Raw genomic sequence first — 16,388 nt, 5'->3', positions numbered from 1 at the left:
CGCCGGAGGCGGGGCCCGCTCACGGCTACTTCTGGTAGATCGCCTCGATGTCGGCGGCGAAGTCCTTCAGCACGAGGTTGCGCTTGAGCTTGAGGGAGGGCGTCAGGTGGCCGCTCTCCTCGGAGAACTCGGTGTCCAGCAGGCGGAACTTCTTGACCGCCTCGGCGTGCGAGACGGCCGCGTTGCCGTCGTCCACCGCGGCCTGGAGGGCGGCCAGCAGGTCCGGGTCCTGGCTCAGCTCGGCCACCGTGGCGGTGGCGGGCTTGCCGTTGAGCTCCTTCCACTTGGGGAAGAAGTCCGGGTCGACGGTGACCAGGCAGGCCACGAAGGGCTTGCGGTCGCCGACCACCATGACCTCGCCGACCAGCGCGTGCGCCCGGATGCGGTCCTCGATCACGGCCGGGGCGACGTTCTTGCCGCCCGCGGTGACGATGATCTCCTTCTTGCGGCCGGTGATGGTCAGGTAGCCCTCGGAGTCGAGCGAGCCGAGGTCGCCGGTGGCGATCCAGCCGTCCTTGAGGGTCTCGGCGGTGGCCTGCGGGTTGTTCCAGTAGCCGGTGAAGACGTGCGGGCCCTTGAAGAAGACCTCGCCGTCCTCGGCGATCCGCACCGAGGCGCCGGGGACCGGCTGGCCGACCGTGCCGATCTTCGGCTTGTCCCACGGGTTGAAGGCGGTGGCCGCGCAGGTCTCGGTCAGGCCGTAGCCCTCCAGGACGGTGAAGCCGATGCCCCGGTAGAAGTGGCCCAGCCGCTCGCCGAGCGGGGCGCCGCCGGAGATGGCGTGGGTGGCCCGGCCGCCGAGGGCGGCGCGCAGCTTGCTGTAGACCAGCTTGTCGAAGACCGCGTGCTTGATCCGCAGGACCAGGCCCGCGCCGCCGGCGTCCAGCGCCCGGCTGTAGGCGATCGCGGTGTCGGCGGCCTTGTCGAAGATCTTGCCCTTGCCGTCGGCCTGGGCCTTGGCGCGGGCGGTGTTGTAGACCTTCTCGAAGACTCTCGGCACGCCCAGGATCAGGCTCGGCCTGAAGGCGGCCAGCTCGGCGGTGACGTCCCTGATGTCGGAGACGTGGCCCAGCTTGATCGGCGCCATCGCGGTGGCGATCTCGGCGATCCGGCCGAGCACGTGGGCCAGCGGCAGGAACAGCAGGACGGAGCTGTCGCCGGTGCGGAACAGCGGGGCCAGACGCTCCACCACGTTGCCGCACTCGGCGAGGAAGTTGGCGTGCGTCAGCTGACAGCCCTTCGGGCGGCCGGTGGTGCCCGAGGTGTAGACGATGGTGGCGATCGAGTCGGCGGTCGCGGTCGAGCGGCGCTCCTGCACCGTCTTGTCCGGGACGTCCTTCCCGGCCTCGGTCAGTGCGGCGATCGCGCCGCCCTCGATCTGCCAGGTGTGCTTCAGCCCGGTGAGCCGGCCGCGGACCTCGTCGACCACCTTGACGTGCTGGGCGGTCTCGGTGACGACGGCGACCGCGCCGGAGTCGCCGAGGATCCACTCGACCTGCTCGGCGGAGGAGGTCTCGTACACCGGGACGGTGATCGCGCCGGCCGTCCAGATCGCGAAGTCCAGCAGCGTCCACTCGTACCGGGTGCGGGACATGACGCCCACCCGGTCGCCCGGCTCGATGCCCGCGGCGATCAGGCCCTTGGCGGCGGCGTGCACCTCGGCCAGGAACTGCACCGAGGTCAACTCCTGCCAGCGGCCGTCCACCTTACGGCTGAGCACCGCGACGTCCGGGTGCTCCGCTGCGTTCCGGTGCACAGGGTCGGAGAGATTACCGCCGCTGGGTACCTGGTAGAGAGCCGGAAGGCTGAAGTCGAGCAAGACTGCTCCTCGTTCGCGACGCTGCGGGACGGCAGGACGTTACTGCCCGGTAGGCAGCTTCGACCAGGGGGGTCGGCTCCGGTGTTCGAAGTGTCACACCCGGCCGGGTCCGACCAGGCCGTGACCGGGTCGTTCGAATGGCACCCTACGACAGCCCTGATGTGACCGGCCGGTAGCATGCCCCGCCGCCCGGCGCCGGGCCCCCGCCGAGCCACGGCCCGCGCGGCCGAGCCGATCGCCGGTCGCGGTAGCCTGCTCCGGGCGGACAAGGCCGAGCACGCTCGACCGGACCGGCAGGCAGAGGGACGACGCGGAGGGCCATTCCATGGCGGAGCACACCAGGTCGAGCATCACCATCGACGCGACCCCGGCCACGGTCATGGCCGTGATCGCCGACTTCGCCGCCTACCCGGCCTGGACCGGCGAGGTCAAGGAGGTCGAGGTCCTGGAAGCCGGCGAGGACGGCCGCGCCGCCCAGGTCCGCCTGCTGCTCGACGCCGGCGCCATCCGCGACGAGCACGTCCTCGCCTACACCTGGGACGGCGACCGCGAGGTCGGCTGGACCCTCGTGCGCAGCCAGATGCTCCGCTCGCTGGACGGCTCCTACTCCCTCGCCCCGCTCTCCGGCAGCCGCACCGAGGTGACGTACCAGCTCGCCGTGGACGTCAAGATCCCGATGCTCGGCATGATCAAGCGCAAGGCCGAGAAGGTCATCATCGACCGCGCCCTGGCCGGTCTGAAGAAGCGCGTCGAGGACGCCGACGGCAAGAAGCCCGTCCAGGGCTGACGCGGCGGAACGGGGGCCGACGGCATGACGGCGACACGCACCATCCTGGTCAGCGGCGACGCGGGCGCGCCCGCGGTGGCCGCCGCCACCGCCCTGCACGCGGCCCGGCGCGGCCACCGCACCTGGCTGCTGGCCGCCGACGACCCGCACCGCGCCCTGGACGGCGTCCTCGGCACCCGCCTGGAGCCCGAACCGGCCCGCTACGCACCCGGCCTGACGGTCTCCCGGATCGATGAGCAGGCCGCCTTCCGGTACGCCGCCGGCGAGCTCACCAGCCGGCTCAAGCCCGCCCTCGACCTGCTCGGCGCCGAGCAGCTCGACCCCGAGGAGCTGACCGCCCTCCCCGGCATCGCCCGGATCGCCCTGCTGCGCGCCCTGCCCGCCGCCGACCAGGACGTCCTGGTCGTGCTCGCCCCGCCGCCCGCCGAGCTGATCGCCACCCTCGCCCTGCCCGAGCAACTGGAGCGCTACCTGGACCGGCTCGTCCCCGAGCAGCGGCAGGCCGCCCGGGCGCTGCGCCCGCTGCTGGCCGGCCTGGCCGGCGTGCCGATGCCCGCCGAGTGGCTGTACGAGGGGCGGACCAAGGCCGCCGCGGTGCTCGCCGAGTCCCGCGCCGCGATCGCCGCGCCCGGCACCAGCGTGCGCCTGGTCGTGCCCGCAGACGGCCACCCGTACCAGGAACTGGGCCGGATCCGGGCCGGGTTGGCCCTGCACGGCCACCGGCCGGACGCCGTCGTGGTGCACGGCGTGCTGCCCGAGGGCGCGGTCGACTCGCCGGACCCGTGGCTGGCCGCGCTGGCCCGCCGCCGCCGGGAGGAACTGGCCGAGCTCGCCGCCGAGACCGACGCCCCGGTGCTGGCCACCGGACTGGCCGAGGCCACCCTGGAGGCCGTCGCCGACCGCCTGTACGGGGACGGGCCCGGCCCGGAGCGGCTGGCCCCCGAGCCCTGGCCGGTCGAGGACCGCCTCGCCGAGGAGGGCCTGCTGGTCTGGCACCTCGCGCTGCCCGGCGCCGACCGGGCCGAGCTGGACCTCGTCCGGCGCGGCGACGAACTGGTCGTCGGCCTCGGCGCCCACCGCCGGGTGCTCACCCTGCCGTCCGCGCTGCGTCGCTGCACGGTGGCCGGCGCGAGCCTGCACGACGGGGCGCTCTCGGTGCGGTTCGCGCCCGACCCGGCGCTCTGGCCCCGGGGCTGAAGCCCTTTCGGGGCCCCTACGGGCTGTCCGGTAGCGTCGGGCCCGAGGGCCGCGGGGTGCGGCCACGGCTGAGGAGGCGCCCGCGATGACCAGCACCGACGACCGGACCGAGCCCACCGCCGAGCCGGGCGGTCCGCAGGCCCACCCGTTCGGACCGGAGCTGGGCCCGCTGGTGGACGAGGTGCGCAAGCTCGCCTCCGCCGTCGGCCAGAAGGCGCAGGAGGCGAGCGCCGACACCCTGATCACCCTCTCCGGGCTGGCCGACCGGCTGCGCACCCAGCAGCCCGAGGTCTACTCCCACCTCGCCGCCGCCGGCTCCGGACTGGCCGCCGCGGGCACCGAACTGCTGGCCGCCTACCGGGCCGCGGTGGCCGGCCACGAGCACCGCTGGACGGCCGGCGAGGGCGCCGCCACCGAGCGGATCGACCTCGACACGCCTGACGAGGCGTCCGCCAAGCAGTGAATCCGTAACCTTCGAACCGTGATCGCGTTGCTCTGGTGCGTGACGAAGCGGGCGATTAGGTACGACTTTTGAAGCGTCGCGGCGCGGTTGGTCCATGATTGTCTTCGGTTAATGTATGCGAGGCTGTGTACGGGGGGCAGGGTTGGGCGGTACCGTTCCGCCCAGCGGGAACGAGTGAATAGCTGAGGGACACATGGCTCTGACCATCGGCGTCGATGTCGGCGGGACCAAGATCGCGGCAGGCGTGGTCGACGAGGCGGGCGCGATCCTGGCCCGGACCAGGGTGCCCACCCCGGCCGATCCGCAGTGGGCGGTCGATGCCATCGCGCAGGCCGTGCGCGAGCTCAAGGAGCAGCACCCCGACGTCACCGCCGTCGGCGTCGGCGCCCCCGGCTTCGTGGACAGCAACCGTTCCACGGTGATCTTCGCTCCCAACATCGACTGGGAGAACGAGCCGCTGCGCGGCCGCATCGAGGAGCTCGCCGGCCTGGACACCGTCGTCGAGAACGACGCCAACTGCGCCGCCTGGGCCGAGTTCCGCTTCGGCGCCGCAGCCGACCACCAGGACATGGTGCTGATCACCGTCGGCACCGGCATCGGCGGCGGCATCGTCCTCGACGGCCGGCTGCACCGCGGCCGGTTCGGCGTGGCCGGCGAGATCGGCCACCTCAACATGGTCCCCGACGGCCTGCCCTGCGGCTGCGGCGGCAAGGGCTGCTGGGAGCAGTACGGCTCCGGGCGGGCGCTGCGCCGCTACGGCCGGGAGAAGGCCGCCGCCGACCAGGTGCGCGGCCGGCGGATGCTGGAGCTCAACGACGGCGTCGCCGAGACCATCCGCGGCATCCACATCACCGAGGCCGCGGAGGAGGGCGACCCGCTCGCCCTGGAGTGCTACGCCGAACTGGCCGACTGGCTCGGCCGCGGCATGGCCGACCTCGCCGCGCTCTTCGACCCGGGCGTCTTCGTCCTCGGCGGCGGCGTCTCCGACTCCGGCCGCCTGCTGCTCGACCCGGTCGCCAAGGCCTTCGAGCACTACCTCACCGGCGGCATCCACCGCCCGCGCGCCGAGGTCGTGCTGGCCTCGATGGGCTCCGCCGCCGGCATCGTCGGCGCCGCCGACCTGGCCCGCACCGCGTAGCCACCCCCCGAACCCGCCGGCGGCGGTGCGACCGGACCCCGACCAAACCCGGACGCGCCGCCGCCGACGCACGCCCCCGGCCCTGCCGTACGGTCGTCCCACGCACCACGTACGTACGGGGAGGACCAGGACCATGACCACGGCACCCGCCGGACCGCCGCCGCCCGGCCCGCGCCGGCTGCGCCTGCTCAGCTACAACATCCGCTCGCTGCGGGACGACCGGCGGGCGCTGGCCCGGGTGATCCGGGCCTGCGCGCCCGACCTGGTCTGCATCCAGGAGTCGCCGCGCTACTGGCGGCCCGAGGGCCAGGCCGCCTGGCTGGCCCGGAGCACCGGGACGGCTGTCCTGGCCGGCGGCGGCCGGACCGCCGCCGGGCCGCTGCTGCTCGGCCGCCCCGGTGCGGCGCAACTGCTGGGCGTGCACGACCGGCTGCTGCCCAAGACCCGCGGCCTGCACGCCCGGGGCTTCGCCAGCGCGCTGCTGCGCCTGCCCGGAACGGCGCCGTTCACCCTCACCAGCTGCCACCTCAGCCTGGACGCCGACGAGCGCTACGGCCAGTTCGAGCTGCTGCTCGACCAGCTAGGGATCGCCGAACACGGCATCGTGGCAGGGGACTTCAACGAGCACCCGGACGGCAGGGGCTGGCAGCTGCTGGCCGCGCGGCTCCAGGACGGGTACCCGACCGCGCCCTGGGGCGGCGAGTTCACGTCCGTCCCCGAGCGCCCCTACCAGCGGATCGACGCGGTGTTCGCCACGCCCGGGATCACCGTCCTCGGCTGCGGGGTGCCGCACGGGCTGCCCGGCGTCACCGAGGCCGACCTGCGCGCCGCGACCGACCACCTGCCGGTGCTCGCGGTGCTGGAGCTGCCGGAGGCTCCGGATAGGACCTAGACGACGGCTCCGTTGTCCGGGTCCTCGGGCTCGTCCTCGTCGCGGTCCTTCATCCGGGTCACCAGGGTGACGAAGCCGCCGAGGAAGGCGGTGATCCCGACCCAGGCCGGCCAGCCGGCGATCTCCCGCCACACCACCGCGTCGAACAGCAGCAGGGCGGGGCCGCCGAGCACCGCGAGCCAGGCGAACTTCGCGGTGACGTCGGCGGTCGGCAGCGGCGGGGGCTCCGGCGGGACGTAGTGGTCCTCGTCGGTCTCCTCGGCCAGCTCGAAGTCGCGCGGGCCCGAGCCCGCCGCCGGCATCACCGGCCGACCGGAGCGGGGGCGGGGCTGCGGGGCGAGGTCGGCGAGGTCGTCCGGCTCGGTCCGGGAGCCGGGGGCGTCCTTGAAGCCGCCCTTCAGCTCGCTCTGGGCCCGGAGGTTCTCGACCTCCGGCCAGTTGGGGTTGGTGAGGTCCACGGGGTCGTCGAACTGGGCGACCAGGGCGGCGAAGATCTCGTCCTGCTCGGCCTGGCTGCGCTCGGGGGCGCGCCGGGTGCGGGGCTCCGCGGGCGCGGCGGCCTCCGGTTCGGCCGGGCGCCGGTCGGCGGCCGTGGCTTCGGCGGCCTCCGCGGCCGGGGCGGTGACGCCGTCCGCCCCCGGACGGTCCGCCGGGGCGCCGCTCTGCGCGGTGCCGTCCTTCGCCGTGCCGTCCTTCGTCGCGCCGTCCTCGCGGGGTGCCTCGTCCCCGCCGCCCGCCGTGCTGCTCTCGTGCACTTCCGGCCCTTCAGCCATGGTGATCGTCGGATTCGACCCCGGTGACGCCCACCGCGTGCGCGGGGGCCAGCCGTCGGATGAAGTCCTGGCTGGCCGCGAATATTTCCGCCGCGTCGTGGTCCAGCGTCGCGACGTGGAAGCTGCGCTGGCACAGCCGCTCCGTCACGTCGGTCGAGGATATCCGGGCCAGCACCAGTTCCGAGTTGGCCGGCGAGACGACGTGGTCCTGCGGACTGCGGAAGAGCAGCACCGGCTGGGTCACCTGCGGCAGCCGCCGTCGGACGTCCCGCCACAGCCGGCCCAGCGACCAGGCGGCGTTCAGCGGCGTCCGGTCGTAGCCCAGTTCGACCGTGCCGGGCTTGGCGATGTCGTCGGCGATCCCGGGCACGCTCGGCACGAGGTGCCGCAGCACCGGCAGCAGCACACTCGCGGGGTTGTCCGAGCGCACCGACGGGTTGACCAGCACCAGCCCGGACACCGCCGGACCGTGCAGCGCGGCCAGCCGCAGCGCCAGCGCGCCGCCCATCGACAGCGCGCAGACGAAGACCTGCTCGCACTCGGCGGAGAGCGTCAGCAGTTCGTGCTCGACCTCGGCGTACCAGTCCTCCCAGCGGGTGACCTGCATGTCCCGCCACCGGGTGCCGTGCCCGGGCAGCAGCGGCAGCGACACGCTGAACCCGGCCGCCGCCAGTTCCTCCGCCCAGGGCCGCAGCGACTGCGGCGACCCGGTGAAGCCGTGGCACAGCAGCACCCCCACCGGTCCGCCGCGGTGGCGGTACGGTTCGGCACCGGGCAGCAACGGCATGGCGGACTCCTTCGCGGGCGGGTGGCGCTGGGGGAGGAACGCTGGAGGGGGAGGCTGCGGGAATCCGCATCGTCCCACGGCCCCGCCCGGGACGTACACCCCTCATGGCGGCCCCCGCGCGGGCCGCGCACCCCTCGCGGCGGCCCCCGTGCGGGTGCCCGCGGGAGTCCGGCGGCGGCCCGCCGGGGCGGGGCGGGGCGCGGGCCGACCCCACGGGGCATTAGGATCGACCGGTCCGCATAACAGGAGGCCCGGGTTGTTCTACCGACTGATGAAGATGATCGTCGCGCCACTGCTTCGGATCTTCTTCCGGCCGTGGATCGAGGGTGAGGAGAACATCCCCACCGAGGGCGCGGCCATCATCGCGAGCAACCACCTGTCCTTCTCGGACTCCTTCTTCTTCCCCGCGCTGATCAAACGCCGGGTGACCTTCATCGCGAAGGCCGAGTACTTCAACACCCCGGGCATCAAGGGCCGGCTGACCGCCGCGTTCTTCAAGGGCGTCGGCCAGCTGCCGGTGGACCGCTCGGGCGTGCGCGGCGCGGGCGAGGCCGCGATCCGCAGCGCCATCGCGGTGCTGGACGGCGGCGAGCTGTTCGGCGTCTACCCCGAGGGCACCCGCTCGCCCGACGGCAAGCTGTACCGCGGCAAGGTCGGCGGTCTGGCGCGCGTCGCGCTGGCCACCGGTGCGCCGGTCATCCCGGTCGCCATGATCGACACCGAGAAGGTCCAGCCGCCCGGCCAGGTGATCCCCAACTTCGGCATCCGCCCCGGCATCCGGATCGGCCGCCCGCTGGACTTCTCCCGCTACCACGGCATGGAGAACGACCGCTTCATCCTCCGTTCGGTGACGGACGAGGTGATGTACGAGATCATGCGGCTCTCCGGCCAGGAGTACGTGGACATCTACGCGACCGCCGCCAAGCGGCAGATCGCCGACGACAAGAAGAAGGCCGACGCCGAGCGCAAGGCCGCCGCCAAGGCGGAGAAGGCGGAGGCGGAGGCCGAGAAGGCCGCCGCCGACAAGGCCGCCGCGACGGAGAAGGCCGAGCAGTCCGGGCAGGAGCCGAAGGAGACCGGGTCGGCCTGACGACCGCGGGGCACGGCCCAGGGGAGGGGCGGAAGGATGACGGACGGCGAGAGAACCGGGGCGGTCGGCGGCGCGGTCGCGGCCGGGGGCATGTCCGTCGAACTGCCGTTGTGGAAGGCCATCTCGTACTTCCGGGTGCTGGCCCTCTGCTACGCCCTGCTGCGGTACCTCAACTCCTACCTGGACTTCCTGCACCCCGTCGCCGGCTGGATCTTCCTCGGCACGCTCACCCTCTGGACGCTCGCCAGCACCCGGGCCTTCGCCGGCCCGCAGCGCTGCACCTGGTACGTGCTCGGCACCGACCTCACCCTCGCCGTCACCGGCATCGTGATGAGCGGTCTGACCGACGACCCGGTGCGGATCAGCCACGGCGCGCCCACCCTGCCGACCATCTGGGCCGCCGGTACGGTGCTCGGCTTCGCCGGCAAGGGCGGCTGGCGCTGGGCGGCCGCCGCGGGCACGGTGATCGGCGTCGCCAACATCCTCGGCCACGGCGGCCCGACCGGCGACAACATCCACAACATCATGCTGCTGATGGTGGCCGGCTGCGCCATCGGCTACGTCATCGAACTGGCCCGCGCCAGCGAGGCGACGCTCACCCGGGCGCTCCAGGTCGAGGCGGCCACCCGGGAGCGCGAGCGGCTCTCCCGGGACATCCACGACGGCGTGCTCCAGGTGCTCGCCCTCGTCCAGCGCCACGGCGCCGAACTCACCGCGCGGCCGGCCGAGGGCGCTGCGGCCGGTGGACGCCCGGGCGGTGACGCCGACTTCGCGGAACTCGGCCGGCTGGCCGGCGAGCAGGAGCGCGCCCTGCGGGCGCTGATGACCGGCGGCCCGATCCCGGCGCAGCGCCCGCAGGAGCGCGGGGCCGGGGAGCCGCAGGACCTCACCGCGCTGCTGCGCCCGTACGCCGACGAGCGGATCACGCTGTCCGCGCCCGGCGGGCCGGTGCTGCTGCCCGCCGGGGCGGCCGGCGAACTGGCCGCGGCGGTCGGCGCCGCCGTCGACAACGTCCGCCGGCACGCCGGGGAGCGGACCCGGGCCTGGATCCTGGTGGAGGACGAGCCGCAGGCCGTCACGGTCAGCATCCGCGACGACGGCCCCGGCTTCGCCCCCGGCCGGCTCGGCGAGGCGGAGCGGGCCGGGCGGCTGGGCGTCTCCCAGTCCATCCGCGGCCGACTGCTGGACCTCGGCGGAACGGCCGAGCTGTACTCGGCGCCCGGCGAGGGCGTCGAGGTCGAACTCCGCGTCCCGAGGAAGGGCTCTGATGACCGATCAGCCGACGACTGACCGGCCGGTGCGGGTGATGGTCGTGGACGACCACCCGATGTGGCGCGACGCCGTCTCGCGGGACCTCGCCGAGGCCGGGCTGGACGTGGTGGCCACCGCGGGCGACGGCGAGGAGGCCGTCCGCCGGGCCCGCGCCTGCTCGCCGCAGGTCGTCGTGCTGGACCTCAACCTGCCCGGTCTGCCCGGCGCCGAGGTGTGCCGCCAGGTGGTCGCGCAGGACCCCGCGGTGCGGGTGCTGGTGCTCTCGGCCAGCGGCGAGCACCAGGACGTGCTGGAGGCGGTGAAGTCCGGCGCGACCGGGTACCTGGTGAAGTCGGCCGGGCGGGAGGAACTGCTGGACGCGGTGCGGCGCACGGCCGTGGGCGACGCCGTGTTCACCCCGGGCCTGGCCGGCCTGGTGCTGGGCGAGTTCCGCCGGCTGGCCGCCGAACCGGCCCCGGCCTCCGCGCCGGCCGTCCCGCAGCTGACCGCCCGGGAGACCGAGGTCCTGCGCCTGGTGGCCAAGGGCCTGTCGTACCGGCAGATCGCCGACCGGCTGGTGCTGTCGCACCGGACGGTGCAGAACCACGTCCAGAACACGCTCGGCAAGCTGCAACTGCACAACCGGGTGGAACTGGTGCGGTACGCGATCGAGCAGGGGCTGGACGACGACCTCTGACGGTTCCGGCGGGTCCGGCCGCGTCGGCGATGCCGCGTGCGGTGGGGGCCGGTCCGGGACCGGCCCCCACCGGCCGCTCAGCCGCGGACGGCCGCCGCCTCGCGCAGCAGGCCCGCCACGATGCCGACGCCGTCGCGGGTCAGCACCGACTCGGGGTGGAACTGGAGGCCGGCGAAGCCGGGACCGCGCAGCGCGTGGACGTCCCCGGTGGCGGCGTCCCGGGCGACCTCGACGCCCTGCGCGGCGAGCCGGGCCGCGTCGGCGTCCGAGCAGCGCGCGGTGAACGTGTTGTAGAAGCCGACGGTGTGCTTGGTGCCGAACAGGTCGACGCTCTCCTGCGCCCCCTGGTACGGGACGTCCTTGCGGCCCAGCGCCAGCCCGAGCTCGCCGCAGAGCAACTGGTGGCTGAGGCAGACCGCGAGCAGCGGCGCGGTGCGGGCCCCGGAGCGGACCGCGGCCAGGGCGTCCGCGACGACCGGCCGCAGCAGGGCCATCTTGGGGTCGTCGGCGAGCGCCGGGTCGCCGGGCCCGGGGCCCAGCACCAGCGGCCCGCGGTGCGCCGCCAGCAGCGCGGGCAGCCCGGGCGCGTCGTAGCGGACGACGCTGACCTGGTGGCCGATCGAGGTGAGCAGGTGGGCGAGCATCGAGGTGAAGGTGTCCTCGCCGTCGACCACCAGGGTCGGCGTCGGCTCGGTGACCACGGTCGGCGTCTGCATCCGCAGCCAGAACGGGGCGAGGTCGGCCCGCCGGGCGTCCAGGGCGGCCTGGACGCGGTGGTCGTCGGCGAGCCGGGGGCCGGTGGGGCCGGGCAGCCGGGCGGGCGCGGGCCGGGCGCCGATCGCGGTGAGCACCCCGGCAGCCTTGGCGTGGGTCTCGGCGACCTCGGACTCGGGGACGGAGTGGCGCACCAGCGTGGCGCCGACCCGGACGACCAGGCGGCCGGTGGCCGGGTCGATGTCGGCGGTGCGGATGCAGATCGGCGAGTCCAGCAGCTGCCCGCCGCTGGCGGAGCGGCCGATCAGGGCGAGCGCGCCGGAGTAGTAGCCGCGCCCGCCGGGCTCGTACCGCTTGATGACCCGGGTGGCGTTCTGCACCGGGCTGCCGGTGACGGTGGCGGCGAACATCGTCTCGCGGAGCACCTCGCGGACGTCCAGCGAGGTGCGTCCGCGCAGCTCGTACTCGGTGTGGGCGAGGTGGGACATCTCCTTGAGCCGGGGCCCGAGCACCTGGCCGCCGAGGTCGCCGACCGTGCACATCATCTTGAGCTCCTCGTCGACGACCATCGTCAGCTCCTCCAGCTCCTTGGGGTCGTGGAGGAACCGGAGCAGCGAGTCGATGTCGGAGCCGCCGGCCGGATAGCGGTAGGTGCCGGAGATCGGGTTCATCACGACGGTGCCGCCGCTCTGCCGGACGTGCACCTCGGGGGAGGCGCCGACCAGGACGCGTTCTCCGGTGTGCACCAGGAAGGTCCAGTAGGCGCCGCGCTCCTGCTCCAGCAGCCGCCGGAACAGGGTGAGCGCGAGGGCGGGCGAGAAGTTCTCCAGGGTGGCGCCGAAGTCGCGCCGGATCACGAAGTTGGCGCCCTCGCCGTTGCCGATCTCCTCCTCGATCACCCGGCGGACGATCGCGGCGTACGCCTCGTCGTCGATGTCGAACGAGCCGCCGGTGAGCGAGACCGGCGACTGCGGCAGGGCGGCGGTGAGTTCGGCCAGCGGCAGGGTGTGCTGTTCGGCCACCGAGAGGGCCTGCAGCGGGGTCCCGTCGTCGTGCGCCTCGAAGCCGCGCTCGCGGATCTGCCGGTACGGGACGAGCGCGAGCAGGTCGTGCACGGGGCCGTCGGCCGGGACGCCGGTGCGGACCGGCAGGTCGGCGAGGTTCCGGTAGCTGTCGACGGTGCCGACCAGCACCTCGACGGTGTCCGGGGCGAGCCGGGGGGTGCGGCGGTGCAGCAGGGCGAACGCGGGCGCGTCGGGAGCGGTGAGGCGGGCGAGCAGGTCGGCGGTGGCGGTCACGGAGCGGCTTCCTTCCGGGGGACTGGTGAGGTGCGGTGCTGGGATCCGCTCCCGGAGGGCCGTCTGCGCATACGCCGACGGCCGCCCCGAGGGGCGGCCGTCGTGTTCGTCTAGGAACGCGCGATCGGTGGGCCACCCTTGGGGGAGGCCCACCACCAGGAGTGGGTGTGGGGCGCGTGCATGGTTCGAGCGTAGCGGATCGTGCGGGGAGGGTGAGCCCGGTCACTTGTTTGTCCGAGTTATGTCTCACCCCTCGGGCAATGGTCACGAATCGCTCGCGTCACCCCGTAGCCTTGGTGGTGTGACCGTGACGACTGAGACATCGAGGACTGGCCACTCCTGGCAGTCCCTGCCCGCGGCGCAGCAGCCTGAATGGCCGGACCAAGAGGCTCTGCGCAAGACCCTTGCCGAGCTCGCCTCGTATCCGCCGCTCGTGTTCGCCGGCGAGTGCGACCAGCTGCGCGCCCGGCTCGGCGCCGTGGCGCGCGGGGAGGCCTTCCTGCTGCAGGGCGGTGACTGTGCCGAGGCCTTCGACGGCGTCTCGGCGGAGCACATCCGCAACAAGCTGAAGACCCTGCTGCAGATGGCCGCCGTGCTGACGTACGCGGCCTCGGTGCCGGTCGTGAAGGTGGGCCGGATCGCCGGCCAGTACTCCAAGCCGCGCTCCAAGTCGACCGAGACCCGCGACGGCGTGACGCTGCCGGTCTACCGCGGCGACTCGGTGAACGGCTTCGAGTTCACCCCCGAGTCCCGCATCCCGGACCCGGAGCGCCTCAAGCGGATGTACAACGCGTCCGCCGCGACGCTGAACCTGGTGCGCGCGTTCACCACCGGTGGTTACGCGGACCTGCGCCAGGTGCACGCCTGGAACCAGGACTTCGTGCGCAACTCGCCGGCCGGCCAGCGCTACGAGCAGCTCGCCCGGGAGATCGACAACGCCCTGGCGTTCATGAACGCCTGCGGTGTGGCGCCGGAGGAGTTCAAGACCGTCGAGTTCTTCTCCTCGCACGAGGCGCTGATCCTCGACTACGAGACCGCGCTGACCCGCGTGGACTCGCGCACCGGCGAGCTGTACGACGTCTCCGGCCACATGGTGTGGATCGGTGAGCGCACCCGCCAGCTGGACCACGCGCACATCGAGTTCGCCTCGAAGGTCCGCAACCCGATCGGCGTCAAGCTCGGCCCGACCACCTCGGTCGACGAGGCGCTGACCCTGATCGAGAAGCTGGACCCGGAGCGCGAGCCCGGCCGCCTCACCTTCATCACCCGGATGGGTGCGGGCAAGGTCCGCGACCACCTGCCCACCCTGGTGGAGAAGGTCACCGCGTCCGGCGCCCAGCCGGTGTGGATCTGCGACCCGATGCACGGCAACACCTTCGAGGCCTCCAGCGGCCACAAGACCCGCAGCTTCGACGACGTGCTCGACGAGGTCAAGGGCTTCTTCGAGGTGCACCGCGCGCTGGGCACCCACCCGGGCGGCATCCACGTGGAGCTGACCGGCGACGACGTGACCGAGTGCGTCGGCGGTGGCGACGAGGTGCTGGTCGACGACCTGCACACGCGCTACGAGACGGCCTGCGACCCGCGGCTCAACCGCAGCCAGTCGCTGGACCTGGCGTTCCTGGTGGCGGAGATGTACCGCGGCCAGTGAGCTGCCACGGGTGAGCCGCCGCCGGCGGGTCACCGCTGGACGAATGTGACGAAAGCCCCTCCGGATTCGGGGTCCCCGAGCCCGGAGGGGCTTTTTCGTACCCGGATCGCCGGGTAAGGTGAGGCTTAGTGAAGTAAGGCAAGCCTTAGTCAAGATCGTTCCGCCGGTCGGCGCCGCACCACCCTGGAGAGTCCGCGATGTACGTGTGCATGTGCCATGCGGTCACCGAGGACCAGGTGAAGAAGGCGATCGACGCCGGGGCCGGCACCCCGCGCCAGATCGCCCGGGGCTGCAAGGCCGGCACCGACTGCGGATCCTGCGTCCGCCGGATCCAGGCCCTGCTCGGCGAGCACGGCGCCCGGCCCTGCCCGACCGCCCGCCTCGCCGCGAAGCTCGGTCTGGCCGACCCGCAGGACCAGGCCGCGCCCGCGCCGGTGGCCACCGCGACCCAGGCCGCCCCGACCCCGGTCGCCCCGCTGCGCGCGGCCTGAGGGCTCAGGAGTCCGGCTGCTCGATCACCTGGGCGAGGTAGAGCGCCTCGCCGAGCTTCTCCAGGAGCTCCAGCTGGGTGTCGAGGTAGTCGATGTGCTGCTCCTCGTCGGCCAGGATGTCCTCGAAGATGTTCGCCGAGGTGACGTCGTTCTTGGCGCGCATCACCACGATCCCGCGCTTCAGCCGGTCGATCGCCTCGACCTCGATCTGGCGGTCCGCCTCGAACATCTCCTTGACCGTCTGGCCGATCCGGACGTGGAACAGCCGCTGGTAGTTCGGCAGCCCGTCCAGGAAGAGGATCCGGTCGGTGAGGGTCTCGGCGTGCTTCATCTCGTCGAAGGACTCGTGCCGGGTGTACTTGGCGAGCTTCGTCCAGCCGAAGTTCTCCTGCATCTTGGCGTGCAGGAAGTACTGGTTGATCGCGGTGAGCTCCGCGGTGAGCTGCTCGTTGAGGAACTCGATGACCTCTGGGTCGCCCTGCATGGCTGGTGCCTCCCTGCGCTACGGCCTGTTGTGACTCCTGCGCTGCGCATCCTGGCATCGAAATGGGAGGAAGTTCCAGTAAGTTCACACTCACTAGGACATGTTTTGGAATATCCGATTTGGGCCGATACGGGCTCGGCCACCGGTTCTTGAGAGTGGGGCGCGTGGTCGCGCCAAGGGGCGCGCACGGCGCGTCGGCCGCCGTCTGTCACCATGGAGTCATGGGTCAGTCCGAACAAGAACCACTTCCGCCGTCTGACCCGAGGCTCCCCCCGGGGCAGCGCGTGCAGCGCGGCTGGCCCGCCCTGCACTACGGGCCCGTACCCCGCTTCAAGCCGCTGACCTGGGACCTCCAGGTGTTCGGCGCCACCGCCTCGGCGGAGAAGCACAGCTGGGACTTCGAGGCCTTCCACGCCCTGCCGCGCACCACCGTCGTCGCCGACCTGCACTGCGTCACCAAGTTCACGCTGCTCGGCAACGAGTGGTCGGGCGTGCCGGCCGCCGCCCTCCTCGACCTGGAGCCCCCCGCGCCCGGCGTCACCCACGTCATGGTCTGGGCCGAGTACGGCTACAGCGCCAACCTGCGGCTGGCCGACTTCGCCGACCCCCGGACGATCTTCGCCACCCACCGCAACGGCGAGTCGCTGACCGCCGAGCACGGCTTCCCCGTCCGGCTGATCGTCCCCGGGCTGTACGCCTGGAAGGGCCCCAAGTGGGTCCGCGCGGTGGAGTACATGCGGGCCGACCGCCGGGGCTTCTGGGAGGAGCGCGGCTACCACAACCTCGCCGACCCGTGGCGCGAGCAGCGCTACTCCCACCAGGAGGAGCCGGGCGACGGCCCGCTGCGCTGAGGGCG

The 16,388-nt window shown here is 73.2% G+C and carries 16 protein-coding genes; 11 read left to right on the top strand and 5 right to left on the bottom strand.

What is annotated here, in order from left to right:
* Positions 1–25: 25 nt before the first annotated feature.
* The gene (locus ACFVTF_RS10245) at positions 26–1,819 is read right to left on the bottom strand and encodes an AMP-dependent synthetase/ligase (RefSeq protein WP_387811599.1); all 1,794 of its coding nucleotides are present in this window, start codon (positions 1,817–1,819) and stop codon (positions 26–28) included.
* A 325-nt stretch (positions 1,820–2,144) separates the two neighbouring features.
* On the opposite strand from ACFVTF_RS10245, the gene ACFVTF_RS10240 reads away from it, so the two are divergent.
* The 5 genes from ACFVTF_RS10240 (at position 2,145) to ACFVTF_RS10220 (ending at position 6,296) form a co-directional block, all read left to right on the top strand.
* A complete protein-coding gene (locus ACFVTF_RS10240; RefSeq protein ID WP_350884431.1) occupies positions 2,145–2,606 on the top strand; it encodes an SRPBCC family protein in 462 nt (153 codons plus the stop codon).
* A 24-nt stretch (positions 2,607–2,630) separates the two neighbouring features.
* The gene (locus ACFVTF_RS10235) at positions 2,631–3,803 is read left to right on the top strand and encodes an ArsA family ATPase (protein ID WP_387811596.1); all 1,173 of its coding nucleotides are present in this window, start codon (positions 2,631–2,633) and stop codon (positions 3,801–3,803) included.
* 85 nt (positions 3,804–3,888) lie between these two features.
* Positions 3,889–4,266: a DUF5304 family protein gene (locus ACFVTF_RS10230; protein ID WP_350884427.1), complete on the top strand. Its 378-nt coding sequence runs from the start codon at positions 3,889–3,891 to the stop codon at positions 4,264–4,266.
* 193 nt (positions 4,267–4,459) lie between these two features.
* Positions 4,460–5,404, top strand: coding sequence for an ROK family glucokinase (locus ACFVTF_RS10225; RefSeq protein WP_371516690.1), 945 nt, complete (start codon positions 4,460–4,462; stop codon positions 5,402–5,404).
* 133 nt (positions 5,405–5,537) lie between these two features.
* Complete coding sequence (locus ACFVTF_RS10220) at positions 5,538–6,296, top strand: endonuclease/exonuclease/phosphatase family protein (RefSeq protein WP_387811592.1); 759 nt, start codon at positions 5,538–5,540, stop codon at positions 6,294–6,296.
* On the opposite strand, the gene ACFVTF_RS10215 is transcribed toward ACFVTF_RS10220, so the two are convergent.
* Together ACFVTF_RS10215 and ACFVTF_RS10210 are read right to left on the bottom strand one after the other, a co-directional pair.
* Positions 6,293–7,051 carry a hypothetical protein gene (locus ACFVTF_RS10215; RefSeq protein ID WP_387811589.1) on the bottom strand — a complete coding sequence of 253 codons (759 nt, stop codon included), beginning with the start codon at positions 7,049–7,051 and terminating at the stop codon, positions 6,293–6,295. The genes ACFVTF_RS10220 and ACFVTF_RS10215 overlap by 4 nt on opposite strands.
* A 10-nt stretch (positions 7,052–7,061) precedes the next feature.
* On the bottom strand, positions 7,062–7,856 hold the full coding sequence (locus tag ACFVTF_RS10210) for an alpha/beta hydrolase (protein ID WP_387811586.1): 795 nt from the start codon (positions 7,854–7,856) through the stop codon (positions 7,062–7,064).
* A 256-nt stretch (positions 7,857–8,112) separates the two neighbouring features.
* Between ACFVTF_RS10210 and ACFVTF_RS10205 the strand changes: the two genes are divergently transcribed.
* Genes ACFVTF_RS10205 through ACFVTF_RS10195 form a run of 3 tightly spaced genes read left to right on the top strand, consistent with a single transcriptional unit; the run spans position 8,113 to position 10,894 of the window.
* Positions 8,113–8,946 (top strand): lysophospholipid acyltransferase family protein, encoded by an 834-nt coding sequence (locus ACFVTF_RS10205; protein ID WP_371516686.1) that lies wholly within the window; start codon positions 8,113–8,115, stop codon positions 8,944–8,946.
* Between the two features lie 36 nt (positions 8,947–8,982).
* Positions 8,983–10,236 carry a MacS family sensor histidine kinase gene (gene macS, locus ACFVTF_RS10200; RefSeq protein ID WP_387811583.1) on the top strand — a complete coding sequence of 418 codons (1,254 nt, stop codon included), beginning with the start codon at positions 8,983–8,985 and terminating at the stop codon, positions 10,234–10,236.
* Positions 10,214–10,894, top strand: coding sequence for a response regulator (locus ACFVTF_RS10195; RefSeq protein ID WP_387811580.1), 681 nt, complete (start codon positions 10,214–10,216; stop codon positions 10,892–10,894). The genes macS and ACFVTF_RS10195 overlap by 23 nt, the downstream gene beginning before the upstream one ends.
* Positions 10,895–10,971: 77 nt before the next feature.
* Here the strand turns inward: ACFVTF_RS10195 and ACFVTF_RS10190 are convergent, their stop codons facing one another.
* A complete protein-coding gene (locus ACFVTF_RS10190; protein WP_387811577.1) occupies positions 10,972–12,906 on the bottom strand; it encodes an anthranilate synthase family protein in 1,935 nt (644 codons plus the stop codon).
* Between the two features lie 241 nt (positions 12,907–13,147).
* On the opposite strand from ACFVTF_RS10190, the gene ACFVTF_RS10185 reads away from it, so the two are divergent.
* Entirely contained in the window at positions 13,148–14,557 is a 1,410-nt protein-coding gene (locus tag ACFVTF_RS10185; RefSeq protein ID WP_371516682.1) for a class II 3-deoxy-7-phosphoheptulonate synthase, read from the top strand.
* Between the two features lie 197 nt (positions 14,558–14,754).
* Positions 14,755–15,048: a bacterioferritin-associated ferredoxin gene (locus tag ACFVTF_RS10180; protein ID WP_387811573.1), complete on the top strand. Its 294-nt coding sequence runs from the start codon at positions 14,755–14,757 to the stop codon at positions 15,046–15,048.
* 4 nt (positions 15,049–15,052) lie between these two features.
* On the opposite strand, the gene bfr is transcribed toward ACFVTF_RS10180, so the two are convergent.
* A complete protein-coding gene (gene bfr, locus ACFVTF_RS10175; RefSeq protein WP_350884410.1) occupies positions 15,053–15,532 on the bottom strand; it encodes a bacterioferritin in 480 nt (159 codons plus the stop codon).
* A 221-nt stretch (positions 15,533–15,753) separates the two neighbouring features.
* Here bfr and ACFVTF_RS10170 point away from each other — a divergent pair, with 221 nt between their 5' ends.
* Positions 15,754–16,383, top strand: coding sequence for a molybdopterin-dependent oxidoreductase (locus ACFVTF_RS10170; RefSeq protein ID WP_387811569.1), 630 nt, complete (start codon positions 15,754–15,756; stop codon positions 16,381–16,383).
* Positions 16,384–16,388: the final 5 nt, after the last annotated feature.

Source organism: Kitasatospora sp. NPDC057940 (assembly GCF_042887425.1).
GTDB lineage: Bacteria > Actinomycetota > Actinomycetes > Streptomycetales > Streptomycetaceae > Kitasatospora.
The sequence above is the reverse complement of the archived record's forward strand: the minus strand, read 5'-3'. Positions and strand labels throughout refer to the sequence as shown.